At 41.4% G+C, this 25,522-nt stretch carries 22 protein-coding genes; 6 read left to right on the top strand and 16 right to left on the bottom strand.

Annotated elements, in window-relative coordinates; all coding sequences use genetic code 11:
- Positions 1–66: 66 nt before the first annotated feature.
- The 3 genes from trpA to BMY70_RS19375 all read right to left on the bottom strand — a co-directional run bounded on the left by trpA (position 67) and on the right by BMY70_RS19375 (position 3,170).
- Positions 67–846 carry a tryptophan synthase subunit alpha gene (trpA, locus tag BMY70_RS19385; protein WP_090337951.1) on the bottom strand — a complete coding sequence of 260 codons (780 nt, stop codon included), beginning with the start codon at positions 844–846 and terminating at the stop codon, positions 67–69.
- Between the two features lie 4 nt (positions 847–850).
- Positions 851–2,038: a tryptophan synthase subunit beta gene (gene trpB / locus BMY70_RS19380; RefSeq protein ID WP_090337950.1), complete on the bottom strand. Its 1,188-nt coding sequence runs from the start codon at positions 2,036–2,038 to the stop codon at positions 851–853.
- 238 nt (positions 2,039–2,276) lie between these two features.
- Entirely contained in the window at positions 2,277–3,170 is an 894-nt protein-coding gene (locus tag BMY70_RS19375) for a LysR family transcriptional regulator (protein WP_090337949.1), read from the bottom strand.
- A 385-nt stretch (positions 3,171–3,555) separates the two neighbouring features.
- Between BMY70_RS19375 and BMY70_RS19370 the strand changes: the two genes are divergently transcribed.
- Positions 3,556–3,708: a hypothetical protein gene (locus BMY70_RS19370; RefSeq protein ID WP_218148653.1), complete on the top strand. Its 153-nt coding sequence runs from the start codon at positions 3,556–3,558 to the stop codon at positions 3,706–3,708.
- 357 nt (positions 3,709–4,065) lie between these two features.
- Positions 4,066–4,368 (top strand): hypothetical protein, encoded by a 303-nt coding sequence (locus tag BMY70_RS19365; RefSeq protein ID WP_090337948.1) that lies wholly within the window; start codon positions 4,066–4,068, stop codon positions 4,366–4,368.
- A 100-nt stretch (positions 4,369–4,468) separates the two neighbouring features.
- Here BMY70_RS19365 and BMY70_RS19360 read toward each other — a convergent pair whose 3' ends face one another.
- From BMY70_RS19360 to BMY70_RS19330, 7 genes are all read right to left on the bottom strand, one after another.
- Positions 4,469–7,024 (bottom strand): glycoside hydrolase family 95 protein, encoded by a 2,556-nt coding sequence (locus BMY70_RS19360; protein ID WP_090337947.1) that lies wholly within the window; start codon positions 7,022–7,024, stop codon positions 4,469–4,471.
- A 188-nt stretch (positions 7,025–7,212) separates the two neighbouring features.
- On the bottom strand, positions 7,213–8,829 hold the full coding sequence (locus BMY70_RS19355) for a RagB/SusD family nutrient uptake outer membrane protein (protein ID WP_090338318.1): 1,617 nt from the start codon (positions 8,827–8,829) through the stop codon (positions 7,213–7,215).
- Positions 8,830–8,846: 17 nt separating this feature from the next.
- Positions 8,847–12,110, bottom strand: a complete 3,264-nt coding sequence (locus BMY70_RS19350) for a TonB-dependent receptor (protein WP_177197077.1) — start codon at positions 12,108–12,110, stop codon at positions 8,847–8,849.
- Between the two features lie 265 nt (positions 12,111–12,375).
- Positions 12,376–13,566 carry a FecR family protein gene (locus BMY70_RS19345; protein ID WP_090337946.1) on the bottom strand — a complete coding sequence of 397 codons (1,191 nt, stop codon included), beginning with the start codon at positions 13,564–13,566 and terminating at the stop codon, positions 12,376–12,378.
- 146 nt (positions 13,567–13,712) lie between these two features.
- Positions 13,713–14,318: an RNA polymerase sigma factor gene (locus tag BMY70_RS19340; protein ID WP_143072134.1), complete on the bottom strand. Its 606-nt coding sequence runs from the start codon at positions 14,316–14,318 to the stop codon at positions 13,713–13,715.
- Between the two features lie 231 nt (positions 14,319–14,549).
- On the bottom strand, positions 14,550–17,126 hold the full coding sequence (locus tag BMY70_RS19335) for a phosphocholine-specific phospholipase C (protein ID WP_310590647.1): 2,577 nt from the start codon (positions 17,124–17,126) through the stop codon (positions 14,550–14,552).
- 183 nt (positions 17,127–17,309) lie between these two features.
- Positions 17,310–18,410, bottom strand: coding sequence for a DNA alkylation repair protein (locus BMY70_RS19330; RefSeq protein WP_090337944.1), 1,101 nt, complete (start codon positions 18,408–18,410; stop codon positions 17,310–17,312).
- Between the two features lie 111 nt (positions 18,411–18,521).
- Between BMY70_RS19330 and BMY70_RS19325 the strand changes: the two genes are divergently transcribed.
- Positions 18,522–19,415: an NAD(P)-dependent oxidoreductase gene (locus tag BMY70_RS19325; protein ID WP_262485752.1), complete on the top strand. Its 894-nt coding sequence runs from the start codon at positions 18,522–18,524 to the stop codon at positions 19,413–19,415.
- Positions 19,416–19,636: 221 nt separating this feature from the next.
- Here BMY70_RS19325 and BMY70_RS19320 read toward each other — a convergent pair whose 3' ends face one another.
- The 6 genes from BMY70_RS19320 to BMY70_RS19295 form a co-directional block, all read right to left on the bottom strand.
- Positions 19,637–20,203 (bottom strand): DUF4256 domain-containing protein, encoded by a 567-nt coding sequence (locus tag BMY70_RS19320; protein ID WP_090337942.1) that lies wholly within the window; start codon positions 20,201–20,203, stop codon positions 19,637–19,639.
- Complete coding sequence (locus BMY70_RS19315) at positions 20,200–20,649, bottom strand: SRPBCC domain-containing protein (protein ID WP_090337941.1); 450 nt, start codon at positions 20,647–20,649, stop codon at positions 20,200–20,202. The genes BMY70_RS19320 and BMY70_RS19315 overlap by 4 nt, the downstream gene beginning before the upstream one ends.
- A gap of 189 nt (positions 20,650–20,838) precedes the next feature.
- Positions 20,839–21,513, bottom strand: coding sequence for a DNA alkylation repair protein (locus BMY70_RS19310; protein WP_090337940.1), 675 nt, complete (start codon positions 21,511–21,513; stop codon positions 20,839–20,841).
- An 8-nt stretch (positions 21,514–21,521) separates the two neighbouring features.
- Complete coding sequence (locus tag BMY70_RS19305) at positions 21,522–21,905, bottom strand: DoxX family protein (RefSeq protein ID WP_090337939.1); 384 nt, start codon at positions 21,903–21,905, stop codon at positions 21,522–21,524.
- A gap of 7 nt (positions 21,906–21,912) precedes the next feature.
- Positions 21,913–22,380 carry an SRPBCC family protein gene (locus BMY70_RS19300; protein ID WP_090337938.1) on the bottom strand — a complete coding sequence of 156 codons (468 nt, stop codon included), beginning with the start codon at positions 22,378–22,380 and terminating at the stop codon, positions 21,913–21,915.
- Positions 22,381–22,386: 6 nt separating this feature from the next.
- Positions 22,387–22,710: an ArsR/SmtB family transcription factor gene (locus tag BMY70_RS19295; protein ID WP_090337937.1), complete on the bottom strand. Its 324-nt coding sequence runs from the start codon at positions 22,708–22,710 to the stop codon at positions 22,387–22,389.
- Between the two features lie 255 nt (positions 22,711–22,965).
- Between BMY70_RS19295 and BMY70_RS19290 the strand changes: the two genes are divergently transcribed.
- The 3 genes from BMY70_RS19290 (at position 22,966) to BMY70_RS19280 (ending at position 25,475) form a co-directional block, all read left to right on the top strand.
- Positions 22,966–23,505 carry an RNA polymerase sigma-70 factor gene (locus tag BMY70_RS19290; protein WP_090338315.1) on the top strand — a complete coding sequence of 180 codons (540 nt, stop codon included), beginning with the start codon at positions 22,966–22,968 and terminating at the stop codon, positions 23,503–23,505.
- Between the two features lie 83 nt (positions 23,506–23,588).
- Positions 23,589–24,245, top strand: coding sequence for a hypothetical protein (locus BMY70_RS19285; RefSeq protein ID WP_090337936.1), 657 nt, complete (start codon positions 23,589–23,591; stop codon positions 24,243–24,245).
- Between the two features lie 15 nt (positions 24,246–24,260).
- Entirely contained in the window at positions 24,261–25,475 is a 1,215-nt protein-coding gene (locus BMY70_RS19280; RefSeq protein ID WP_090337935.1) for a DUF4374 domain-containing protein, read from the top strand.
- Positions 25,476–25,522: the final 47 nt, after the last annotated feature.

The following is a 25,522-nucleotide window of genomic DNA, read 5'->3' as shown; positions in this document are numbered from 1 at the left end:
CTGTGTTCTCTTTGAAAAGCAACACATGACTTAAAAAATTCCGGTAAGGATAGGAAATAACGCGTATTAATTTATTAGTCCATCAATAAATTCCCTGATCCGTTTTTCGTCAATTCCCTTTTCAATTTCCCGGATAAAGGCCGAGCCGATAATTGCAGCATCGGTATATCCATGAACAAATTCGACGTCATTTTTGGTGTTGATATTAAAGCCGACGGCGACTGGATTTTTCAGATTCAAAGATTTCAATTTCTCAAAATAGTCACTGCTATCAGCCATCTTGTTTGAAGAACCTGTTGTTGAGCTGCTCGAGACGGCATATAAAAATCCTTCTCCTGCCGCGTCAATTGCTGTCAGACGTTCACGGCTTGTCTGTGGTGTGACCATAAAAATCGGCGCCAGATTGTTTAGTCTATAATAATTTTGATAATGCAACTTGAAATCAGATAATGGCAGGTCAGGAAGAAGCAATCCGTCAACACCTGCTCTGGAACAGCGCTGGCAAAAGCGCTCAAAACCAAATTGATATACTGGATTCATTGATCCCATCAAAATCAGTGGAATAGTAATTCGCTCACGGATAATTGCCAGCTGATCAAAAAGAATTTCCGGCGTCATACCGTTTTCCAAAGCGATTTTATGACTGTTTAAAATCACAGGCCCGTCCATCACCGAATCTGAAAATGGAATACCGATCTCGATAAAATCAACACCGGCTTTCTCCAATATCGCAATTAAATCAATCGTATCAGCCAGATTTGGATAACCCGCGGTGAGATAAATACTTATCTTTTTCTTCCTATTTTTAAAGATATTGTTTAATCGATTTTCAGTTAACTGATTCATAAAATTACTTTTTTGAAGATGAATACTGACTGTAAGTTTCAAGGTCCTTACCTCCTCTCCCCGAGAGGCATACCACCACAACATCAGTAGATTTGAAACGCACCTGGTCGAGTGCAGCAAGGGCGTGAGCGGACTCAATGGCTGGAATAATCCCTTCGTTTTCGCTCAGCAAACTACCTGCATCCAATGCTTGACAATCTGTCACAGGAACAAACCGCACCCGCTTACAATCGTGCAGGTAAGCATGCAACGGACCAATTCCCGGATAGTCGAGACCAGCCGAAACGGAATGCGCTTCCAAAATCTGTCCCTCTGGCGTTTGCATGAATTTTGTTTTCGACCCGTGCAAAATTCCTTCTTTGCCAAGAAAAGTTGCAGCTGCCGAAAAACCGGAATCCAATCCTTTCCCCGCTGCCTCGGCTGCAATGAGGCTGACTTCAGAATGATCCAGAAAGTGATAGAAAGAACCCGCCGCATTACTGCCGCCTCCAACGCAGGCTATGACGTAGTCCGGATAACTTTGTCCGGTCAGCGACGGAACCTGACCCAGCAATTCCTTGCTGATAACCGATTGAAACTGAGCGACCATATCTGGATAAGGGTGAGGTCCAACCACCGAACCAATTACATAAAAAGTATTTGTCAAGTGGTTTATCCAGTCTCGAAAAGCCTCATTTGTTGCATCTTTCAACGTTTTGCTTCCACTCGATGCAGGTACTACTTCTGCCCCTAAAAGCTTCATTCGCGCTACATTAGGGGCTTGCCGCTCCATATCGACCTCGCCCATATAAACAGTGCAGGGCAGTTTCAGCAACGCACAGGCCATAGCCGTTGCAACTCCATGCGAACCGGCTCCTGTTTCGGCGACGATGCGGGTTTTCCCAAGTCGTTTTGCCACCAAAACCTGCCCTATCGTATTATTGATTTTGTGCGAACCGGAATGACAAAGATCCTCGCGTTTAAGAAATATAGCCGCACCATGTTTTGCTGACAAAAAATGCGAGGGATAAAGCGGCGTTTCCCGGCCAACATACAATTTCAGCAATTGTTCCAGCTCCTTTTGAAAATCCGGATCTTGCAGAATGGATTGGTAATTCACTCTCAGTTCTTCAACGTTCGGATACAAAACTTCCGGCACATAAGCACCGCCGTAACGACCATAAAATCCGTTTTCATCTACTTGATAAGACATAATTTATTGAGGATTAGATAATAAAAAAGGCTCCCTGCGAACAGAGAGCCTTGTATAGATCAGAAGAATTTTCTAACAGGAAAGCCAGCGTTCACAATACCAGAGTTGGTTATTGCGCCACCAGAAGGAAACCGAAAAAATTATGTTTTGCGTTTTCATGATGTAAATGTAAACATGAAGACAGATAAAAAACAAATAATATGATCAAAAATATTCTTAAACGATCGAAATAATTCAATTACATAACCTCTCTGAATAACTTTTTGATCACATCCGTTTCCTCGTTATACATATTTTTCTTTCTGGTACCAAAATGTAAGGTATTGATCAGCTTCGTTTTACCTTCCCATAACAGCTTTATCTGTCCGTTTTCAACCTCCTTTTTGCAAAGAAAATCGGGGATAATCGCTAAACCGACGCCGCTCGTCAGACAACGCACAATCGAGTTCAAATTTGGAACGATATAGTTTGGACGAAAATCCGGATACTTGTTAAAATTCAGTTGCCAGAATCTCCTCAAATGTTCCATATCGCCGGTGGTTCCATACCATTTTTGTTGTTTCAACCAGCTTTCGAGCGAGTCCGGCTCATTTTCCGATAAAATAGCATCGAGTTTTTCGTGATCAATCTCGTTTCCTCCAACCAGCACAATGGTTTCTGAAGAAAACGCTTCATACTCTATATTCCCGCTTGATCCTTTCTGAGGTGTAATTATCAGATCCAGAATTCCCTTTTCCAGATTTTCCAGCATTTCGGGATACTGGCCGAACTGGATGATTACATTGAAAGGCAGTGTGGAAATATATTGCTCCAAAGTGATCTGAAACGTTTCAAAACACATTCCAACACTAATCGTCGGCGTCTGCTTTTCGGTGCTTTTTTGAAAGTTTTTTTCCGCTTCTTCCAGTTTTGTAAGCGGCTCAATAATAAAATTATAGAAAACTTTTCCCCGTTCGGTAGGAATCATTTTCCGGGCTGTCCTGTCAAACAATTTATACCCTACATAACTTTCAAGCGAACTTAAATGCAGACTTACACCAGGCTGAGAAATGAATAAAGTTTCAGCCGCGCCTGTTAAAGTTCCTGTTGTATAAATCGCTTTAAAGGTTCTGTACCATTCCAGATTCACCATTTTGTATCTATCATTTAAATAATATCCAGTAATAAAAGTACTTATTTTAATGATAATGCTTTTCCTTCCAATTTTACAAAAGAATTCAGGCGAGCAAATGGCGCAGATCATTTTCTGAGAATTGAACTCAGCATTTTTTATACCAAACTATACATGACCATATGCTTATCAGCATATTGCCAAATCAGAAAATTGGAGTACAGACAATTAGGAGCGAACGAGTTAAAGCTGTCAGCGATAACGTACGGAGCATTCGCCATAGGCGGCGCTATGTGATGGAACTTTTAATCCAACATGGAAAAATAAGAGCTACAGGTGTTTGCAATGATCACCGAATGGGTATTTTGATCAGTTCGAAAAATGCGACTTTGTCACAACTCTTACTTTGCTGGACGACGTGCAACCAGGGATCACCATCGTACTTGCCGGAGCGAGAAATGCGCAACAAGCTATTGAAAACGCCGGAGCGATGAACATTCAAATTTCAGAAACCGAGAAAACTTTCATTAAAGAGAAGTTGCAGACAATCATTCAATAAAATGTATAAGGCACCGACATTTTGTATTTTCCGAAGATATCGCTTTTTAAATCCGCACCGGAAAAACTATATCGGACAGCTGAAACCGGTTCATCAATCTATTCTGACAGAAACTGAGCAGGCACCTATAAGATAATTCACACGGCAGGAGAGCCACTTTAATTATTCCTATAAGGTTTAACTGAATTGGTTCGCGAAATGTATTTCAATTTAACAGCGAGGACTGGAAACTATTTTCACAATCCCACTTTTCCGCTCGATAAGTTAGTAGAACTAATTTGAGTTCTGGCTTGGTTTTTTTGGGAAGTTTTTCTATAATTACTATGTTTCTCACCAATATCAACCATCTCTACTTTTATGAAAATTATTGAAAAAAAGCCTTCTGTCATGGGCCTCAATAACGACTCCTATCTTCACTATTTAGTGCTGCGTTATGTATACAATTCCGAAGACCCCAAGTGGGAATCACTAAAATGGCTGGACACAGAGGAAATTGCCGCCGAAACCTGGATTGAGCTTCACAACATCGCCAAATCAGATGTCGAAAACCAGGGTGGAAGTTTGAAGGGCTACGAATTTGTAAATGATGAATTGGTAATTCACGAGAAGATCAATCTAAATTATTGGCCAAGAAACTGGATGTGGGTCATTGAATCTTAATAAAAATATGTGAACAAACTTTACTAACCGATAATTTTACTAAAAGCTAAAATTGAGAAAAGAGCAGCGAAACTTTTCGCCGCTCTTTTCTCAATTTTACTTATTTTCCGGCTTTAAAAATATATTCTTTCCCAGGCTCTGTTTCAAAATCAAGGGCAAGGCTTCCTTTTTTAACCAGAGCTCCACCCTCCATCGGCTGTTGAATTGTTTTAAAAAACGGATTCGAGTTTTCTCCTTTTGCCGATTGCAGCTTATTTTTCCTTATTGACTTCATTGGTGTAGGCGTTCCAATTCTGCAATTCCCTCCCAACTTCGATCGTATAGTAAGCGTAGTAATTTTTCTACCCTCCCAAGCAACGTCAATTTCGAAACCGCCCCTTGCTTTTAAACCTTTCACTTCACCACTCTTCCAGTCGTCCGGAATTGCAGGTAAAATGTTAATAATTCCATCATGGCTCTGAAGTAACATCTCAGTGATCCCGGAAGTGCCTCCAAAATTTCCATCGATCTGAAAAGGTGGATGTGCATCAAAAAGATTCGGATATGTACCACCACCTTTTGAATAATTTGTACCCTCAACGCCAGTCAACTTAAGTTGTTCGCGAATCAGTTTGTAAGCATGATTTCCATCCAGTAATCTGGCCCAGATATTTATTTTCCATCCTTTACTCCACCCTGTTCCACCATCACCACGAAGTTCCATAGTCCGGCGTGCCGCATCTGCAAACACCGGAGAGCTGAGCGGTGAAATTTGCCGCCCAGGAAATAATCCAAACAGATGGGAAATATGCCGGTGTTCGGGTTCGGTATCGTCCCAATCCTTATACCATTCCTGAAGGTTTCCCTTTTTACCAATCTGCAATGGAAATAATTTGCTCCTTTTTTCAATCAGTATTTTTCTGAAATCGGCATCTGTATTCAGTCTTTCAGATGCTTCGATCAGATTTGTGAATAAATCCCAGATGATCGACATATCCATTGTAGTCGCCACAGAAACCGATCCTTTGAAGCCTTTTTCGGTTATAAAAATATTTTCAGGCGTGGTGGCCGGTGCGGTTACAAGTTTGCCATTTTTGTCTTCTATCAACCAATCGATGCAAAACAAAGCGGCCGACTTCATAAGCGGATATGCTGTTTTTGAGAGAAACTCCTTATTTCCGGTAAACCGATAATGTTCCCACAAATGCTGGCAAAGCCAAGCACCACCCATTGGCCAATTCGCCCAGGACGGACTTCCGCTGACCGGATTGGATGTGGCCCAGATATCGGAATTATGATGAACAACCCAGCCATTTGCGTTGTAAAAATTTCTGGCTGTTTCTTTTCCAGTCACTTCCATCTGCTTGATAATGTCAAGCAACGGCATATGCAATTCCGAAAGGTTGGCAGTTTCAACCATCCAATAGTTCATCTGGGCATTGATATTAGTCGTAAAATTACTACTCCATGGCGGACGAACTTCATGATTCCAGATACCCTGTAAATTTGCAGCAATTCCATTGGGACGAGAGCTGGAAATCAGCAAATAACGCCCAAACTGAAAATACAAAGCCTCTAAACCCGGGTCTTTCGCTCCCTCTGTATAGTTTTTCAATCGCTCGTCCATTGGCTGGTCTACCTTTGGATTTCCATTTAACACTAGGCTAAGCCGGTCAAAATATTTCTGATAATCAGCAATATGGTCGCTTTTTAATGCCTCAAAACTTTTAGCGCTTACCGATTGCAGATATCCCTCAACAAGTTTAACTTCATCTTTCCCATCCTTGTCAGGACACTTATCGAATCCGTTGAAACTGGTCGCAGCTGAAACCAAAAGCACTACTTCGGTTGCCTCACTTACATGTAAACCTAATCTGTCAGAAGTCACTTTCCCATCCGATTCCTTCACTTTCAGGCGAAGTTCGAATCGCATACCCTTGCACCTGGACGGATCATTATAGACAACCGGAATTTCCATCGTTTGCATATAACTCGGATCCGTGTGAGAAGGCGCCTGCCCTTTCATGGCAACTTCATCTTTATTTATCCTAACATTGGTATATACCAGCGGACTTTTCGTTGAAGCTAAAAAACTCAAAGTACCTTTCTTGCTGGACTTCAACCTGATAACCATGATTTGATCCGGTGCCGAAATAAAAATTTCACGGCTGTAATCAACGCCGTCAACCGAGAATTTAGTTAATGACATTGCGTTAGAAATATCCAGTTCCCGATAATATCCTGTTGGCGTTCCCGTGAAATTATGTTTGATAATCAGATCACCCAGCGGCTCGTAGGATTCTGTAAACAACCCCTGCATTTTCTTCGTAAGGTCTTCTGCAAGTTTGTAATCCTCATTTGCCAGGGCGGTGCGGATCTCCGGAAGAAACTTTACCGCTCCGGGATTTGGATTCGTATTGACCGGCCCTCCCGACCAGAGCGTTTCCTCGTTGAGCTGAATTAATTCCTCATCCGCTCTCCCGAAAATCATCGCTCCGATTCTTCCATTTCCAACTGGCAAAGCTTCATTCCAGTTTTTGGCTGGCTGTCTATACCACAGCTTTAAATCCTTTTGTGCAAATGCCTCTCCCGAAGCAAGTAAAAAAACCAGGATCGCTGCTTGAAAAACTAAAAAATTAACATTTGCAAAAATTGCATTTCTTATTCGTAAAGTCATGTTTGATACTAAGCATTTGTTTTAGTGAAGAAAGTCTGCAACGTAAATTTCTACTATTTACAATAGAAAAATGGCGAACCTTTCAGATGATTGGTTACGCCATTTTTTATCATTGCTTCACTTAAAATCCGTCGTTTCGCCAGGGAAACAACCTGTTAAGCGTTTAGGAATAAGTCATCCCGGACCAATCAATAACCTGGATTTTGTTTTAATGAAGGATTAAGCTGAAGAGCCACTCTCGGGATCGGAAAAATACGGTGATTAATATCTGAATCTGTCTTAAAGCCCCACTTTCCTTCATATTTCCCGAAACGGATCATATCATTTCTACGCCACCCTTCCCATGCAAACTCACGGGCTCTTTCTGCGTATACAAATTCAAGATCGACAGTCGATAATGCCGCAGCCGATGTTCTTTCTGCACGTAATTGGTTCACCAAAATTAATGGCGTATGTCCCAGCGTTGCTGCTCCACCTCTCAAAATCGCCTCAGCCTTCATAAGCAGGATATCTGAATAGCGGAAAATTGGAATGTCATTATTTTGATTTCTGTTCATCGACGTAGCATCAGGATAAAACTTGATATTACGGTAACCCATATGCCATGCGATCTCATCATTACCGGCATCGAATGCAGAAACGTCTTGTCTCAGCGTAATCTGCGGTGTCAAGTTAACCTGATAAGTGTACGCCCCTGAAGGATTATCCCCTTTGTAAAACTGGTCATAACCCAAGTTTGTTGTTGTAACTGTTACCGGGGTCACGCCATCGTTCATGTATTGCAAGCCGGTAAGCCACTGGCCATTCCGGACATCGTCCTTATCATTAAAATTTGCATAAAACTCAGGCAGAGTACTCGCGCACCCAGCTGGCGTAAAAGGCAGGCTGAACTTTTTGACTTCACTTCTCGGCACATCATAGCGCGAACGGTTATTTACAGAGCGGAAAGGAAATGTATTTGTTGCAGCAGGATCGTAGGGTATTGCAAAGATAAATTCCTTCATCTGCGGACCATTCGATGGATAAAACATTCGCAAATAACTGCTCTTTGGTTCGATTGCATAAAGGCCCGAGCTCATGATTTTATCACAGGCAGCAATACAATCATCGTACCGTTTTGTACCGGTGTAATACTCCGCATTCAAATACATTTTCGCCAACAGCGCGTAGGCCGTCCATTTGTTCGCTCTCCCATAGGTACTCACTCCGGACACATCGCTCAAATAAGGCAAAGCTTCTTTTATCTCTTTCTCGATAAAATCGAAGACTTGTGCACGGGGTGTATTGGTACGCGGCGTAAAATCACCGTAAAGAGTATCCAATGGTACATTTCCATAATTATCCATCATCATGAAATAGGAAAAAGCACGTACCATTTTGATTTCGGAAAGACCAGTTTGTTTTGCTGCGCCTTCAGGCATTTTTGATCTTAGGATCGAAATGGTTTGATTACTAACTCCGATAATCGTAGAAAGCCATGTCCAGTTACCGTTGATATAACTGTTATCAACCGTCCAGTTATGGTAGTGAAATGTTTGATTTTGCCCGCCATCATACCAGTTCCCTCCTCTTGCAGGCATAATGCCTTCGTCCGTAGTATAGGATTGCTGCTGAAAATATTCTGCGCCGAAATTCCCTCTTAAAGCAACATAAGCAGGACCCGAAGCCGAAATGTATTGCTCGGTTGTGGTTGGGAAAACATCGGTTGTAAGCTCAGTCGTTACCGGCACTTCCAGGTCATGACAAGACGCCATTATCCCAATCATAAAAGCCGATGATAATATTTTGATATATGATTTTTTCATGATTTCAGTTTTTAGCATTAGATGGAAATATTAACTCCAAAAAGGAACGTGCGCGTTTTAGGATAAAAATTGTTGTAATCAACCCCTGGCGCTATACCACCCTGATTTACTTCCGGATCAACTCCTGTGTACTTCGTGATTACAAAAAGATTGTTTACCGACGTGTAAACTCTCAGGTTTTTGACAAAGGCCCCTAATTTTTTAAAACTGTAACCCAAAGTCGCATTGTCGAACCGGACGAAACTTCCGTTTTCGAGAAAACGTGATGAATAGAAATAGGCATTGATATCTTTTACTGATTCATCAGCAGCATCTTTCAGGATATTGGTATACTGCGCCGTATTAGGCCTGAACAAGTCCGCCCTCGTTGCGTTAAAGATTTTGTTTCCAAAAGCGCCTCGAATGAACACATTCATATCAAAATTGCCGTATTTAAAATTGTTGTTCCATCCTAACAACAATTTCGGCTGCGAGCTACCCATGTAGTGATAATCTTTTCCAACAATCGGCGTAGTGGTCAGGCTGCCGTCTGCGGCAAGGAACTGAGAAACACCACTTTCATTTTTTCCGGCATACTGGAAAGAGAAGAACTGCCCAAGTGGCTTGCCCGCCTTTAAAATCTGAAGGGATCTGCCCGATTGCCCGCCACCTTCAGGCCGGGAAAGAAGAACAGAATCACCGCCGGCAAATAAAGGGTTCGACAAACTTGTGATCAAATTTCGGTTGTGCGCAAGATTTACACCGGTTGTCCAGTTAAACTTACTGTTGGAAACAACTTTTGCGCTTAGATTGAATTCAATCCCTTTGTTATTAACGCTTCCTCCATTGGCCACGATGCTTCCCGACGGCACCAGAATCGGATCCACCGTGTAGGAATAGATCATACCCGTTGTATTCTTATCATACAACTCCAGAGAACCGCTGACCTTATTTCCAAAAATCGCGAAATCCAGACCAATATTCGCCGTTGCAGTTTTCTCCCATTTCAAATCAGGATTTTCCGATTTTGTAGGGCCATATGCACCAGTCAGGGTTCCATTATAATAATAAGTACCCAGACTTCCTGAAATAAACTGCGCCGTATACGCATTAAATCCAGTCGCGTTTCCGGTTACGCCATAACTTGCTCTCAATTTCAGATCGCTGAACAATGACTGATTTTCCATGAAAGACTCCTGGCTGATCCGCCAGGCAGCACCTACCGAAGGAAAATATCCCCACTGGTTATTTTTACCAAATACTGAACTTCCGTCGCGACGTATAGAACCTTGAAGTAAATATTTACTCTTGTAATTGTAGTTAAATCTTGCAAAATCAGAAATTAATTGTGTTTCCTGGTAAATACCGTCTGGTCCAAAACTGATCTGATAGCCAGAAATTCCATAAGGATTGCTCAGTGCCAGATTATTATAGCTGATATTATCAACAGGCAAGTTGCTGGTTGTCACTTGAAAACCTTCGCCTATCTTATTATTTTGCCATGAATAACCAACCACCGCATTCAGGGAATGATCTCCAAATTCCTTATTCCAGGTCAGATACGTTTCCAGTATTTTATTGGTGTTTTGATATGAACTCCGGCTCGCCTGGCCATTTTTTCCAAATGCCTGCACCGAGTGAAACCCGACCCCGGGATCCGGGTTGTCGTACATATTGTTGTAATTGGTCGTAAAATATTTGTTATAATACGAACCTTGTAATGCGGTCGAATTCAGGTATGAAAGATCAACATTGTAAGTCAAACCAAAAGGAAGCTCAACCTGCGTTTTAAAACTTCCGATCAGGTTGTTTGTTTTCGTATTCATTTCGCTGTTGTTTATCATCGCAACAGGATTGTAATAATTGGTATTCTGGAAATTTTCAAAATAACTTCCGTCTGCATTTTTGATTGGTGAAACCGGCAAATACATCGCTGACTGCAACAGAACCGTATTTCTATACGGAACATCATCCGCGCTGCTGTGCGAATTGGTCACAGAAAAACTGAATTTGAGTTTATCTTTCAAAGCCAGTTGCTCAATTCCCAGACGCCCGATAACGCGTTGCAATGAACTGTTAAGCAAAACGCCGTCTTTTTTTACAAAGTTTAAGCTAGCGCTGTAAGTAGTATGCTCGCCTCCGCCATTGAACGATAGATTATGATTGGTAGATACTGCTGTTTTTTTCTGGATTGAAGATTGCCAGTCTGTGCTTGCCCCTTTATCATCGGCCGGAGAAAAACCGATTCCGTTTTTTTCCAAAAATGCCCGCAGTTCCGAAGCAGTCATCATGTCCAGTTTATTGGATACTTTTTCAATGCCGACATAGGCGTTGTACGATATCTGCATTTGTCCAGGTTTCCCCTTTTTCGTGGTTACCATAATCACGCCGTTTGCTGCTCGGTTACCATAAATTGCGGTAGCAGCAGCATCTTTCAAAACATCTACAGATGCGATATCGTCCGGCGCGATAGTAGAAATATCAGCTCCCGGTACGCCGTCAATTACGTAGAATGGTCCCTGCGCGCTATTGATCGTCGACGCACCGCGCATCACGACCGCAGCTGGCTTGTTCGGATCGCCACTCGCTGTAATGTTCAATCCGGGTACTTTCCCCTGCAAAAGCTGGCCCACGTCAGTAATTGCTCCCCGGTTTAATTCTTCTGTTTTGATTGTGCTGACGGCACTGGAAAGATTTTTACGTGACTGCTGACCGTACCCGATTACCGCCACTTCACTGAGCGTAGTGTTGCTTTCGGCCATAGATACGGAAATATTACTTTGTTTTCCAACAACAACTTCCTTTGTCGTGAAACCAATATACGAGAACACAAGAACATCCGTATCGGCGGCATTTACAGAAAAATTCCCTTCCGTATCCGTGGTAGTTCCCAGTTTGCTTGCCTTTACAATAACGGTAACTCCGATCAAAGGTTTTCCGTCGGGCCCAACGACCCGACCTTTAATCAACTCCAAAATCTCTTTCACCGGCGCAATCGATTTGGTTTGTTTTCGCGGTTGCAGCACGACGGTCTGGTCTACGATAGAATATTCAAATGGCTGGTTTTTAAAACATTTTTCCAGTGCATTTTCCAGACTGCTTTCTTTGATAACGAAACTCACCTTTTCCGCCTTCTGGATCAGCTCGGTTTTATACCAAAATGAATACCCGCTTTGCTTTTCAATCTCTTTTAGCACTTTTTCCAGCGTTGCGTTTTGCGCGACAAGTGTAATTTTCTGTGAGTAACTGCTGGCACTCACCTGCATACAAAAAGCCAGCGAAAAAATAAAGATCATTTTCATAACCAAAATAGTTCTGGTTGAAAGGAGCCGGGGATACCTGTCAGCTATATACGACAGTCCACGCCTCTTTTGGATTAAAGAGTTGTGATTCATACTTTTGTTGTTGGGTTTGTACTAAACGGTTTGAGATAATTTGTGAATGTGCTGACTCTGCTGAACGGGACGGTTGCAACGTTCCCGTTCTTTTTTGCTTCAGAGCAAAGGAGACAACACCTGATTTTGATTAAAGTAAAGGTGTTTATTTCTTCATCTGTGCTGGTTTGGGTTATGGTGTTACTGTGATTGTTTTACCTTCTATTTTAAATTTCAATCCGCTGAGCGATAATATTTTCAATACCTTCGAAATATTCGCATTTCGCGGAAGTCGACCGGTGAAGCGCTCCCTGCTCACACTGCCTTCGTAGGCCACAGCCACATCATACCACCGCGAAACCTGACGCATAATACTCTCCAGATTTTCATCTTCAAATTGAAAAAATCCATTTTTCCATGCCATCTCCTTATCAGTATCGACACCATTCAACACATTAATGCTATTGGAACTTGCTGTTATTCTCGCTTGCTGTCCCGGAGACAACAACGCAGATTTCCCTTCTCTTGAAATTCTTACAGAGCCTTCAAGCAGGGTAGTTTTCAAAACCTTCTCGTCAGGATATGCCATCACGTTAAAATGGGTTCCCAGAACGGTGACTTCTGTGTTATTTGCTTTTACGATAAAAGGCATTTTTGTGTTATGCGCAACCTCAAAATAAACTTCCCCCGTAATTTCGACTGTTCTCTCCTTACCTTTAAAAACAGTTGGAAATCTCAAACTGGAAGCCGCATTTAGCCAGACTTTCGAACCGTCGGGCAACACGATATGATACTGCCCGCCTTTTGGAGTAGCCAAAGAATTGAAGACGATCGCTTCGTTCTCCTTGTTATTTGATCTGTAAACAAGCTCTCCGTTTTTTGATTTCACAACATTCGCGCTCCCCTGGCTTGCCAGATTTCCATTCCCTGCGCTATCCAAAATAATATTGGAACCGTCTCCAAGTGTCAGAACTGCCTTGTTACCTCCCGGCGGCAAATCTGAGTCCGAAGTTTTCAAAGACTCATTCGTTGCAAGTTGTTGTGTTTCTTTCGATCCCAACCAAAAATATAAGCCGAAGCCGAGGATCAAAATAGCTGCTGCGGCTATTTTTGGCCAGAGTGACCTGACCTGATAATTTTCTACCTGATCTTCACCATCCGTTATTTCTCTTTCCGAAAAAATATTGGATAAAATACGGTCCGAAGATTTTTCAGAAATCTCTGTCTGCGCCTCAAAGTCCTGCCACGAATTTTCCAAGATAGCGGCAAGTTTTTCATCATCTGGATTTTGTTTTATCCATGAAGCCAGTTCCAGCTTTTCCGCTTCTGTACAGTTCCCTGCAAAGAATTTTCCAGTCAGATAATTAATTCTTACCAATTCCATTTTCTACTATAAATTCCGCTATTCACCGCCCGTATTGTAATAAAATGACACAAAGTCAAAATAGACATAAACCCATCCGGGCATATAACCAAATAAAAGACAAACAGGAAGAACTAAGGAACTAGCCGGTTTTGAAAAAAATTAAATTATTTTTTCAGCGAGAGTATCAAGGCAATCGTCAGCATGGTATCCGCATGCCGGCGCAGGTTTGTTCGAATGGTTGACATCGCCTGAACGATATGATTTTTGACTGTATTAGGAGATATTTTTAGCAGATTTGCAATTTCATCATGCGTCCTGCCCTCTTCTCTGCTCAGATGGTACACGATCTTTTGCTGTGCAGGAAGTTTTTCAAGAATTTCCGCCAAAAGTTTTTCCACATCTTTCAACGCGATGATATCAAGCGTTTCGTTATGACCGGCGGAGTTCTGACCAAACATTTCTGCCATAATAGATGTTTCATGCGCCATTCTTTTAAAATGGTTAATCACATGATTTTTTGACATCCGGAAAAGATAACTGCCAAAATTTTCAATGGAAGATAACGATTGATGATCGTTCCAGAGTTTCATAAAAACATCCTGAACAATATCTTCCGATAACATTTCAGATTCGGTCAGGCGGAAAAGATACCCGTAAAGTTTGTTTTTGTACATATGGAAAAGCAAAGTAAATGCACCTTCATCTGCCTGGGAAGCAAGTGCAAGCAATTCTTTTTCGTTATGTAGGTCGCGGGTTAACACATTATTCACTCGTTTATCTCACTCGAACAAAATATCGAAAAACAATATATTATTCGGCATTTAACACAAACATATTAATAAATTATCAAATAATTAATATTAAACGAAAGTTTTGATAAGATAATTTAAGTATAACGAAAGTTGCAAAAGGATACATCAAATTGTAAATAACAGTCAAAACATAAAAAAAAGACCGGAAGACTTATCGTCAACCGGCCTTTATTATGCCTGTGTATTCGTCTAAACAATCCCACCCATCAGCGGGTCCGTTTTTGTAATTGTCCCGGTTTCTACGTGGCCGGCAAATCGCTCCTCAAATTTTTCGTATCCTTTCAACTTTACGCTGAAATCATACCAGTTATAGTTTTTAGTAATATTCAGAGTGAATGAAATTTGCGCACCCGCTGCAACAGTTTTAGTCTGCGAAGCAGTTTTATAACTGTTGTCAAGAACTGATAAAATGTGCGGTTTCGTATCATTATTTTTGATCGAAACAACGACATTACCCGTCAATCTGGAAGGGTTTAGCCGTGCCGATTCATAATTACAAGCTATTTTCACCAACGGATTTTCTGAATCGCCGGAAAATTCACGAAAAAACCCGTTTGGACCATATACTCGGAAATGATACTGGCCGTTTTCAAAATCACTGATCTTGTATTCATCTTGAAGCATATCACCAGCAGCTACACTATAATCCCATGATTTCATCAAATCGTTCTGATACGGATTCATGGCATAAACACGAAAAGGAGAACCTGTTGCTTTGTTTCCAAAAACCTTATTTCCCGCTCTGAATGATAGCTCAACACTGTTTTTATCCTTATTAAAAACGCTTTGACTGTAAAGTTCGTAAGGCAGCGCGCAAGCCGAACGAATTCCTTTTTCCTGTTTCGGGAAATAAGGAGATTCAGAATGATTTGTGTTGATCTGCTGTATTTCCTCAGCAGTTAACTGTTTATAATTTGCTGGTGCATCTTTGAATTGCGCCTGATGAATTCCTTCAATAAAAGGTTTACGATCGAGAAACTCAGGTTTGGTAATATCCTCACCGTTGTAAGGACGGAAAACAGAGGTCAAATCTCCGCAAATCGTCCGTCGCCATTGCGTAATGTTTTCTTCCTTCACTTTTTTATTGAATTTCTTTTCAAGGAAATTTTCTAAAAATTGCAAAGATGAGGTATGATCAAATACTTCTGAATTAACAAAACCACCGCGTGACCATGGCGAAGCAATAATCATCGGCACTCTATAACCAAGCCCAATCGCACCTTCACGGATATTGCTTTCAGACATGGATGGATTGGTTTGCTGGCTTCGGGTCACGAAATCCATTTTTGGATCGATCCCTTTTGACACCTTTCCTGTATGCTCCTTATATGGATTGGGGACAACGTATGGGGCCATATGATCAAAATAGCCGTCATTTTCATCATAGGTTACAATGAAAATCGTTTTTTTCCAAACCTCCGGATTTTGAAGTAAAATTTCCATTGCCTCACTTACGTACCAAGGCCCAAACCACGGCTGCCCCGGATGATCTGAAAAGTGTGCAGGCGGCATTAGCCAGGAAACTGTTGGCAGAGTTCCGTTTTTCACATCTTCACGAAACTGATGAAACACATCTCCCTTCGGCACTTTCAATTCGCGTTCCTTTCCGCCGTCGTCGTACTTCAACGCTTCCAATTCATGATAATACTGGTCGTTGATATTTGTTATGAAGGCTTTATTATGTAATTCCTTCGCTTGTTCAGAAAGATTGTTATAAGTGTCGGTGGTAAATCTTGACTGTGCAGTTTCAATTAATCCCAACAACTTTTTCGCCGCTGCCAGTCGCTGTGTAGTTTTCTCATCAGATGGCTGTTTTTCCAGGTCGGAAATTTGCTGCAGAATATTTTCTTTTTTAGTCTGCAAATTTGCAATTCCACCTTCGTGCAAACGTACGTTATATTGCTTATAATATTCCAGAACATTGGTCCCGAAATTACTCAACCATGCACTCTGTTCGCCTTTCAGGCCGTATCCCATCGTCAGTTCATTTTGATAAACTTTCCATGAAACGCCGTTTTCCTGTAACCGCTCGGGATAGGTTTTCCAGCTCAATTCCGGATACTCATAATTGCTGTTGTTCCACAAATGCGCAACAGCATCCACCTCATTTTTCTCCCGAACCGTACCTGTCATCCAGTAATGACGGTTTGGGTGCGTGCCGGTTATACTTGAACAAAAGTTGTGATCACAAACTGTGAAAGCATCCGCCAGAGAATAATAAAATGGAAAATCCTTGCGGTCGCAGTAACCCATGGTCAATGGAATTTTCGCATACTCTTTATTTCTGGCCTTTTTAACATCGAGCCATTTATCATATTTTCCACCATTCATCGCATCCGTCTGATCCGACCAGCCATGCGGAATCGAGCCCATCCACGCGACTTTGGTATCCTTCACATTCAGCTGAAAAGGACCATAGGTTTCTCCTTCCTTATTGGTCTGCAGCCAAACTTTATTTTTGTCGGGAAGCGTAATCGCGCGCGGATCATTGTACCCGCGAACGCCTTGCAATGTGCCAAGCTGATGATCAAACGATCTGTTCTCCTGCATTAAAAACACAATATGCTCGGCGTCATAAAATGTGCTGCCCAGCTCCGGATTGATTGCCAAAGCCTTTTCAATAACCGCAGGCAACATATTTGCCATCGCACCAGTCCCTGATAAAAGTGCTGCCTTTTTTAAGAAATCTCGCCTTGAATTCATTTGATCACGATACTTTACTGATAACAGATTGAAGATCAGACGCAACATCCGTCCGTTCTTCATCTGATTTTCCAATTGATTTATACCTGCCAAATATATCGCATGAAACAATCAGCCATGTTAACCCGCTATTAACAGATCATCATATTTTCATTATTCTCACTTATAAAAATGAATTTCCTGCTCAACTAGAAATGGCAGTCACATCTCAAAATTGAGGTTTGGCGTTTTAATTAAACCAATACTTCAATCGATAAGCTCAAAAGCAGCCGCCGTTTTTTCTTCTCCATTTGCAATTACCGACAATTTATGTTGCCCAATATAGAACTTGCGCGTTGTGATAATCCGAAAAGATTGCTTTCTTAGGATCTGTACTTTTTCGTTTGGCTGAAAAATTTTCTCACTGATCTTAAATACTTTTTTCGATAACTGCCCATTTGCCTTATAATAGTAAACCGCATATTCCAGCCGGACAACCTGAGGCTCGGCAGTATCGTTTTTAACTGAAAAAGAGAAATCCACGCTATCTCCAATTTTCACATGCGGGGTCAGTATTTTGAAATCTGATACCAAAACTTTCGCTCCATCCAGGCCAAAATGTTTCAAAATTTCGGAATGCCCCTGCTTCAATAAAGTGCGGCTTCCATGTTTAATAATTGCATCTGTTTCCTTGCTGATTCCCTTCCATTTCAAAGCAATGTCAAGGACTATCTTTGGATTGTCTTTCGCTATATCATTCAAGCTATTGGCGACGCTTCGTCTCACGGACTCGGAGGGATCTGTTTTCAAATTTTCGAGAATCGGTAAAATGGCCCGGGGATTTTTCTTTAATTCAGGTATCGCCATCGCCCATGGCAAACGGGGCCGGCTTCCTTCACTTGCCAGACGGCGAACCTTCGGACTTTCATGCATCGACCAGTTGACCATATAGCCGATCATTTGATCATTATACTTTACAATAAACGGCCTGACAGCAAATTCGCAGCTTATAAACTGAGTGATAAATTCGAAAGCTTTTGCAGATGTTTTCAGATCTTCAATTCCATATACTTCCACATAATCAGGAAAAAAAATGAAAGCCAGATTATCGTCGGTAAAATTATTCTTCCTTAATCTGGCGATAATCCTTTCAATAGTTTTGACGGCTTCTGGAAAATCAGCAGGCATAAATTCATGAAAAACCCTGGTAGTGTGTTTCATTCGCTCCTTCCACTCCATCGAGTTAAAATCTTTATTAAAAATCAGTTCTATAAATTTTTTCTTATCAAAGGAAGGTACCGCCTCTGCCAGAACATCTGCAAATTTGCCGTAGAAGGAAGGCGAGTATATGTCTTTAATCAAGCTCATAAGATTTGTTAAATTTACCGCGGATGGTGCGTGAGAAAATAATGGTTTGGTTTTTGATGAACAAAAGAATCCATAAAATGAGTTTTCGGATAGGACGAAAAATTAATCACTTTGCATGATCGCAATATAACCCAAAGAAAAAACATGAGTACAATAAAAATAGGTTGGATCGGTCTTGGAAAAATGGGAGTTCCCATGGCTGAAAATTTGATAAAATCGGGATTGCCGGTTAGCGTCTACAATCGGAACAAAGCCAAAGAAGAAGAGTTACTGGCAAAGGGAGCACAAACCGCACCTTCGCCTGCGGCGTTAATCGAACAATCCGATGTCGTAATTGTCATGGTGTCAGATGACCGGGCGATCCATGCTGTTTTCCTCGGAGAAGACGGCCTTTTGAGCGCGAAAACATCCGGAAAAACCATCATCAATATGAGCACGGTTTCTTCTGCGATCAGTCGGGAAATGTCTATACTCTGCAGTAACCAAAATAATCATTATCTCGATGCACCGGTATCGGGAAGTGTGAAACAAGCTGAAAGCGCCCAGCTTGTCATCATGGTCGGCGGAGAAGAAAATGTTTACGAAAACGTTAAAGAAATACTGGAAAAACTCGGCAAACTCACCTTACTTGTAGGCGGTGCCGGTGCAGGAAATGCAGCGAAATTAGCTGTAAATTCTATGATCGGTTTTTATACCCAAGGTCTGTCAGAAGCAATTTTATTTGCCAAAAAAAATGACATTAAAATTGACGATTTCCTTACGATCATCAATAATGGCGCACTTGCAAATGTTTACACAAAAACCAAAGGGGATGCGATTCTGAATAATAATTTCGAACCGGCTTTTTACCTGAAACATATTTACAAAGACCTCGGTCTGGCCCGAGATCAGGGACTGGACACGCCACTTGGCGAGGCCGCGTATGAATCATTTCGGCAGGCGGAAAAAACACTTGGCGATGAAGATCTCATCGCCATTATCAAACATTTAGACTCTTCGAAATAACCCGGCAAAAGAAAACTTCGAAAAAGTCAAATTTAACCCCTTCGGGTGTCCGTAACCAAATCGTTTCTATATGTAGCACGGTAAATTTGTATTACACATACGATTATCACGGATCTGATTTTTGAATGATATTGGGCGATCGAAAAAGCATCCAGTATCATTCAAATCAACTGATAATATAAAAAAATGTCCCACGTGTTTTATTTATTCTGGCTCTAATGCTAAACTCTCAATAAACCTCGGAAACCTCTGGCAGCATAGTAAGAATCTGCACCATTATGGTAAATAAATACCCTTCCAAAACGGCGATCACCAAAAATTGCCCCTCCCAGTTTTCTGATCTCAGCAGGCGTTTTGAGCCAGCTTGACGTTTTTAGATCGAAATTACCAATCTCCTGCAACGCTTGATATTGTTCTTCGGATAAAAGTTCTACACCCATATCGGCGGCCTCTTCAACAGCGCTGGCTTCTGGTTTATTCGCTTTTCTTGATTCTAGTGCAATTAGGTCATAACAAAAACTTCGTCGCTCTTTCGGGCTTTCCGCTGAACAATCACAAAAAATAAATTCATCGGTCTTTTTGTCATACCCGATCACATCCGGCTCACCACCAGTCTCTTCCATCTTATCCAGCGACCAAACCTTATCCGGTGCAGAATCTAATTTTGCTTTCACTTTTGTCCATTCCAAGCCGTCATGCCTTTTTTGATTTTTTTCAAAACGGTCCTTTAATACTTTGAAAAGCTCTTCCAGATGTTCCGGCTGTAATTCCTTTTTTTCGTACTTCATAGCGTCTGTATTTTTATCAGGTATCTTTCGAGTTTATCTAAGTTTTGCTTCTGCCCCTCGTCTGCCTTGTGCACCTTTACGACGAGGTCATACATTTCCGCAGTATCGAACAACAACGACCAGTCGACCCAAGTCTTTTCATCCATCGGTTCAAAGAGTACCGTCGTGATGAAGTGCGGGTTAAAATGTTCAAAGACAATTTTTTTGTTTGTAATAATCTCCTTAAAAATGCTTCTGTTGGGATAGCTTCGACCATCCGGTCCATGCAAGGTCAATTTCCATTCTCCACCCTCACAAAAATCCATTTTGTGGATCGTGTTTGTAAAGCCATCAGGCCCCCACCAATTTACGATCAGTTCCGGATTCGTCCAGACTGCCCACATTTTTTCCAAGGGCGCATAAAACAATCTGGTCATTCGAAGTTCTCTTATTTTCGATTCTTCCATAAGTCCAGGTCAAAAATAGACATGCACAATATTCTTTAAAAACATGGATAGGAACGATATTGCTTTCTGATGTGTAGCAGGCATACCCTCATTTTAATGCTTTACCTAAACCATAATCAAGCGCAACCAAATGTCAAGTTTTCGATTTTCTGCTGCCACTTGCCAGCTTTATTAAAAAAATGTCAGGATTTATGCTGTTTGTTCTTGCCTGCGTACAATTTCATTAATCCATATCGGAGCGAAAGGCGAAGTACATCCTTTTGATACCGGGTAATTCCGATAAATTCCAAGCCTCTCTCCTATTTCAAGTGCACGGCTGCGATATTCCGGAAAACGTATGCCAATATTTGCCAGTGTAGAGTTCATTGTCCACTGCACTTCCGGTGCTGAATCAGCCATTTCAGATTCTAATCTGTCTAGGATAGCAGGCAAGTCGAGTAAATCCGGGTTTCTGGCCACGCAGCCACTTGTAAGGCTCCATCCGGCCCGGGCAAGCATCACATTTTCGGATTCAACCCACAGAGTTCGCAGCGATTCTGTCTCCGGATAATCCTTGATAACGTAGGAATACAACCAATCTGCCACATGCGTAAACTTTTCCGATCTGACCATTTCCGTAAGTTCCTCATGCGTCAGTTTTTTCGGATTCATGATCAAAATTGCCAAAAACCGCGCATCAATATTTTCAGTACTCCAAAGTTGCAGTGCCAGGGAATGATCGGTTTTTATTTTCTTCGCCACCGCCCGGATATCACCCATTTTAACACCAAACTGGTTTTGCCCGACACCGTGTTTGGCATTAAATTCCCGCATTCTTTCTGATCCCAGTCCTTCGAGCTGAGAAAGTGTTTCTTCAAGTGTCATGTCAATTATTATGGATTAACAGAAATGAACTTTCTATCCAAAGGCCGATAGTACCAGGATATCACTGTTAAAAATAATAATAATACCGGTCCAAAAAACTCCTTGCCGCCATCTCCGACTGCAAAATGAGAAAGGATGGCACTAGACATAGCAAAAAAGAAACCTGCATATGCCCATTCCTTTACCAACGGAAACCCGGGAAGCAAAACTGCGATCACACCAAGTATTTTCCAAACTCCTATAATCGGCAGAAAATAGAGCGGATAACCCAGTCGGGTCATCATAGTTACTTCCTCATCCAATTTGATCAGCTGGACAATGCCGGTTGAGGCCATGCCCAAAGCGAGCCAAAGGGTCGCAACCCAATAAATAATTTTATTCCTTTTTGACATGGTTTTACTATTTTAACTGATCCCCAACTTCCTGCAAACGGTTATGCGCCATGTTCAATCCTTGTGCAAAAGGCATTTTCAGCATTTGGTCTCGTAATTCAACCGATTTGTAGACAATCTGCATGACAAGCCTGCTGGTATTCTCCGTTAGCTTTTCAAACTCTAAAAATTCAAGTTGAACAGCAAAAGGCGTATTCTCCATCTCAAAAGTCCGCGTAATTTTCTGATCCGGAATAAATTCATGAATAGCACCATTAGCCCTGAACATCACGTTGCCGTTCGGATCCGAAGTTTCGAATTGATAACTGCCATGTTTCCGGCTTTCAAGTTTCAGCACCTTCGTTCCCATCCATTGCTCCACAATTTCCGGCTCTGAATAGGCTTTAAAAAGCAATTCCACAGGCAGTTCGAATGCTCTGGTGATTATAATTTCCTGCTTACCATTCTCGGCCTCAACTTTGGTTTTTCGCTCCATATTATTTTATTTTTCAGGTTTATAATTTTTCATGATGGCCTCAAGTTTATTGAACCTGTCGTCCCACATATTCCGGAACGGTTCTATAAAGTCGGCCACTTCTTTCATCTTTTTTGCATTTATTTCATAGTAAACCTCACGCCCGTTTTGCTGTTGCAGCAGCAATTCACACTCCGTAAGTATCTGTAAATGTTTTGATACGGTCGGTCTGGCCGTATCAAAATTAGCGGCGATCGCCCCCGCTGTCATCGATTGTGAAGCGACCAGTATCAGTATCGCTCTCCTGGTCGGATCTGCTATTGCCTGAAATACATCTCGTCTTAATATCATTGTGTAGCTATTTGACTACTAATATATGTGTAGCCATTTAACTACGCAAATTTTCTGGTGATTTTATTATCCAATCGCGCATACCGACCGATCCATGGCGTGAAAGGCAGTGACCTTAATATATCTTGAAACCATAAGACATAAATCACCAATCAGATTTTAATCTTTTCAAAAATATCAAACAATTATTTGGACTAGATATAAATAACAATCTATATTTGTAAACCGCTAGTCTGTTTATGACTTCCAATGCTTATGAATAACATTCAGTCCGACAAAATCACATTCAGAATTGACGAGAATTCCTTCAAGGAAATCTACAATCTGTATTGGGAAAAAGTCTTTTCCGTTTGTTACTCCAATCTTGGAGAGTCGGAAGCGGCCAAAGGGATGGTTCAGGAAATTTTCAAATCACTTTGGGAGCGGAAAGAAGAGCTGGAAATTAATCAGTCTGTCGAGAGATATCTGGTTCGTTCCGCCAAATTCAAGGTTTTTGAATATATCAGAAATAAAAAAATCAGAGAGCAGCATCTTGAGAATATCATTGCCAGCCAATCTGTTTCCTTAAACTATACTGAAAATGAAGTGATGGTCAGCACTCTTTCGGAACGCATCACCGCACTAATTGAAAATCTTCCTTCCCAGTGCCGCCGGGTTTTCAAAATGAGCCGGGAACAAGGACTCTCCAACAGAGAAATCGCCTCAGATCTTCTCATCTCCGAGAGAGCTGTGGAATACCATATTTCCAAAGCGGTAACTTCGCTAAAATCCAACCTTACTGAATATTCCTGTTGATTTTCTTTCGTGACGGCTTCGTAAAACGATCAGATATGCTACTTTTACTGAAAAGTACTTCTGGATATTAAAAAGGGGCTTTCATGGAGGTTAGTAAAGAGCTTATTGAAAAATACCATTCGGGAAAATGCTCCCCGGAAGAGTCTGCTATGGTTGAAAATTGGCTTCTTGACGATGATTCTGAATTTGAAACTGCGCTGCCGGAAAATCTGAATAAAGAAAAGGTTAAAGCTGAAATGTGGGATGAGATCTCTTCCTCGTTGCCTTCTGCCAATCATAAGATCGTCAACTCCCGTCAGGGCTGGCTCTATTTTGCAGCTGCCGCAAGCATCGTAATTTTGCTGACAGTTTCCATTTTTGAATTTAAACCGCACAACAAAAAAGCTGTTTTAAGCTCGGCAAATATTCCTGTCTCAACCAATAAAGAAATTCATTCGTCAGATTATACTATTTCCTTAGCTCCGGAAAGCAATGCCAGCATTAACTCCGAAAGCGGCCTGATCGATTTCTGCGGAGCGATACTGATTAGCCCTAAAAAGGATATTTTGCTGTCATTCAATGACGTTTGCGACAACACGAAGTCAAATACCGGGAAGATGAATTTTAAAAAAGGTGAAACTTACATTGCACTTAATTTTGGAAACAAGAAGGACAACGAATTAATTGTAATGGACGAAAAACTACTGATGGGCCTTCCGCCGATGGTTAAACGGCAGATTATGGATCAGTTTAATATTTGAAATCTCTTAAATACGATGCATGCCCGAGGCAACCTGATTACGTTAAAACTCATAATTCTTCCAGGTTTAATTTTTCTTTTCGGCTGTTCTGAAAAACGGTCAGACGAACGTCATAAGTATAGTATTTACACGATGGCTGACGACTACAAGGAACACATAAGCCAGGTAAACGATTTATCTTCCGGAAAACTCGATCCTGTAAAAAACGGTGTGCGTACATATCCCAAACAAATCTGGTATGACCTGATCGTGCGGGATGGATTCTATTACCGGCTGGAAAGAAAAACCAATTATTTTTTAAAATATGCAGTTCAAAATAACCGCTATACCCCGGTTGATTCTGTTTTTCTCACCGAAATGAGTTATTTTGATAATTATCAATGGGTTCATCCTGATTCACTATTTTTAGTATCGTTTGATCGAAAGCTTTCCAGGCTTGAGTATGCGCGTGTGAACGTGAAAACGATGAAAGCAGAAACAGGAAATATTCCCGTAGCACTGCCAAAGTCTCCATTTAATTCTATGTCGGTAGGCTTTTCAATGCTTCGAAAAGACAAATTTTTCCTAGGTTACACCTATCACGCAATTACTGCCCGAGATTTTACCACGGCCGACACTGTTTACGTAGATGTCCTAACTTACCCCGGCCTGAAAGTGATCAAAACAATAAAGGACGCCCGGTCTGCTTATCCGGGTGGCGCAAATACAGCGCAGCCTAATACGTTTACAGATCAGAACGGAGATTTTTATTTTCTGGCTTGTCCGGGAATTGCTCTTGGCAACAGGCCAGAAAAACCTACTTCGCTGTACAGAATTAAAAAAGATGAAGACAAGCTGGATAGTACCTTTTACTGGAACATTTCTGAATCGATAAAAAATCATGGCTATGGTCTTTGGGATATCGGCAACGGGAAGGCGATCCTACGCAGCGAAAGAAAAGACTTGTTTACAGGCTTCGAAGATCATTACAAAGTTCCTCACATTGAATTTTATGTACTGGATCTGGCTAAAAAAACTTCAAAAAAACTTGACCTTCCTTTGGATAAGGGCACTTCGCGTCAATGCGTCCTGCTTGAAAATGGAATCGTTTATTTATCAATTAATTCGGAAAGCGGAAATTATATCTGGATATATAACCCGAAGGATGAAACGTTGACCAAAGGGTTACAAGTTAAAGATGATATCGATTATATTCTCAGGATCGAGAAACTGTATGACGACATCCCTTAATAGATAGGTTTTAAATACTGCTGATAAAAACATAACTGCCTGATTCG

Source organism: Dyadobacter koreensis (assembly GCF_900108855.1).
Lineage (GTDB): Bacteria > Bacteroidota > Bacteroidia > Cytophagales > Spirosomataceae > Dyadobacter > Dyadobacter koreensis.
Note: the sequence above shows the minus strand (reverse complement) of the source record. Positions and strands in the feature narration are given on the sequence as shown.

What these genes read in the sequence shown, in the direction of transcription:
- BMY70_RS19330 (WP_090337944.1), bottom strand. Translation starts at nt 18,410, where the DNA reads ATGAGCTTGATTAAAGACATATACTCGCCTTCCTTCTACGGCAAATTT.
- BMY70_RS19350 (WP_177197077.1), bottom strand. Translation starts at nt 12,110, where the DNA reads ATGAAAATGATCTTTATTTTTTCGCTGGCTTTTTGTATGCAGGTGAGT.
- BMY70_RS19360 (WP_090337947.1), bottom strand. Translation starts at nt 7,024, where the DNA reads ATGACTTTACGAATAAGAAATGCAATTTTTGCAAATGTTAATTTTTTA.
- BMY70_RS19285 (WP_090337936.1), top strand. Translation starts at nt 23,589, where the DNA reads ATGGAGGTTAGTAAAGAGCTTATTGAAAAATACCATTCGGGAAAATGC.
- BMY70_RS19305 (WP_090337939.1), bottom strand. Translation starts at nt 21,905, where the DNA reads ATGTCAAAAAGGAATAAAATTATTTATTGGGTTGCGACCCTTTGGCTC.
- BMY70_RS19280 (WP_090337935.1), top strand. Translation starts at nt 24,261, where the DNA reads ATGCATGCCCGAGGCAACCTGATTACGTTAAAACTCATAATTCTTCCA.
- BMY70_RS19375 (WP_090337949.1), bottom strand. Translation starts at nt 3,170, where the DNA reads ATGGTGAATCTGGAATGGTACAGAACCTTTAAAGCGATTTATACAACA.
- trpB (WP_090337950.1), bottom strand. Translation starts at nt 2,038, where the DNA reads ATGTCTTATCAAGTAGATGAAAACGGATTTTATGGTCGTTACGGCGGT.
- BMY70_RS19300 (WP_090337938.1), bottom strand. Translation starts at nt 22,380, where the DNA reads ATGGAGCGAAAAACCAAAGTTGAGGCCGAGAATGGTAAGCAGGAAATT.
- BMY70_RS19320 (WP_090337942.1), bottom strand. Translation starts at nt 20,203, where the DNA reads ATGAAGTACGAAAAAAAGGAATTACAGCCGGAACATCTGGAAGAGCTT.
- BMY70_RS19295 (WP_090337937.1), bottom strand. Translation starts at nt 22,710, where the DNA reads ATGATATTAAGACGAGATGTATTTCAGGCAATAGCAGATCCGACCAGG.
- BMY70_RS19310 (WP_090337940.1), bottom strand. Translation starts at nt 21,513, where the DNA reads ATGACACTTGAAGAAACACTTTCTCAGCTCGAAGGACTGGGATCAGAA.
- BMY70_RS19315 (WP_090337941.1), bottom strand. Translation starts at nt 20,649, where the DNA reads ATGGAAGAATCGAAAATAAGAGAACTTCGAATGACCAGATTGTTTTAT.
- BMY70_RS19365 (WP_090337948.1), top strand. Translation starts at nt 4,066, where the DNA reads ATGAAAATTATTGAAAAAAAGCCTTCTGTCATGGGCCTCAATAACGAC.
- BMY70_RS19290 (WP_090338315.1), top strand. Translation starts at nt 22,966, where the DNA reads ATGAATAACATTCAGTCCGACAAAATCACATTCAGAATTGACGAGAAT.
- BMY70_RS19345 (WP_090337946.1), bottom strand. Translation starts at nt 13,566, where the DNA reads ATGGAATTGGTAAGAATTAATTATCTGACTGGAAAATTCTTTGCAGGG.
- trpA (WP_090337951.1), bottom strand. Translation starts at nt 846, where the DNA reads ATGAATCAGTTAACTGAAAATCGATTAAACAATATCTTTAAAAATAGG.
- BMY70_RS19355 (WP_090338318.1), bottom strand. Translation starts at nt 8,829, where the DNA reads ATGAAAAAATCATATATCAAAATATTATCATCGGCTTTTATGATTGGG.
- BMY70_RS19335 (WP_310590647.1), bottom strand. Translation starts at nt 17,126, where the DNA reads ATGAAGAACGGACGGATGTTGCGTCTGATCTTCAATCTGTTATCAGTA.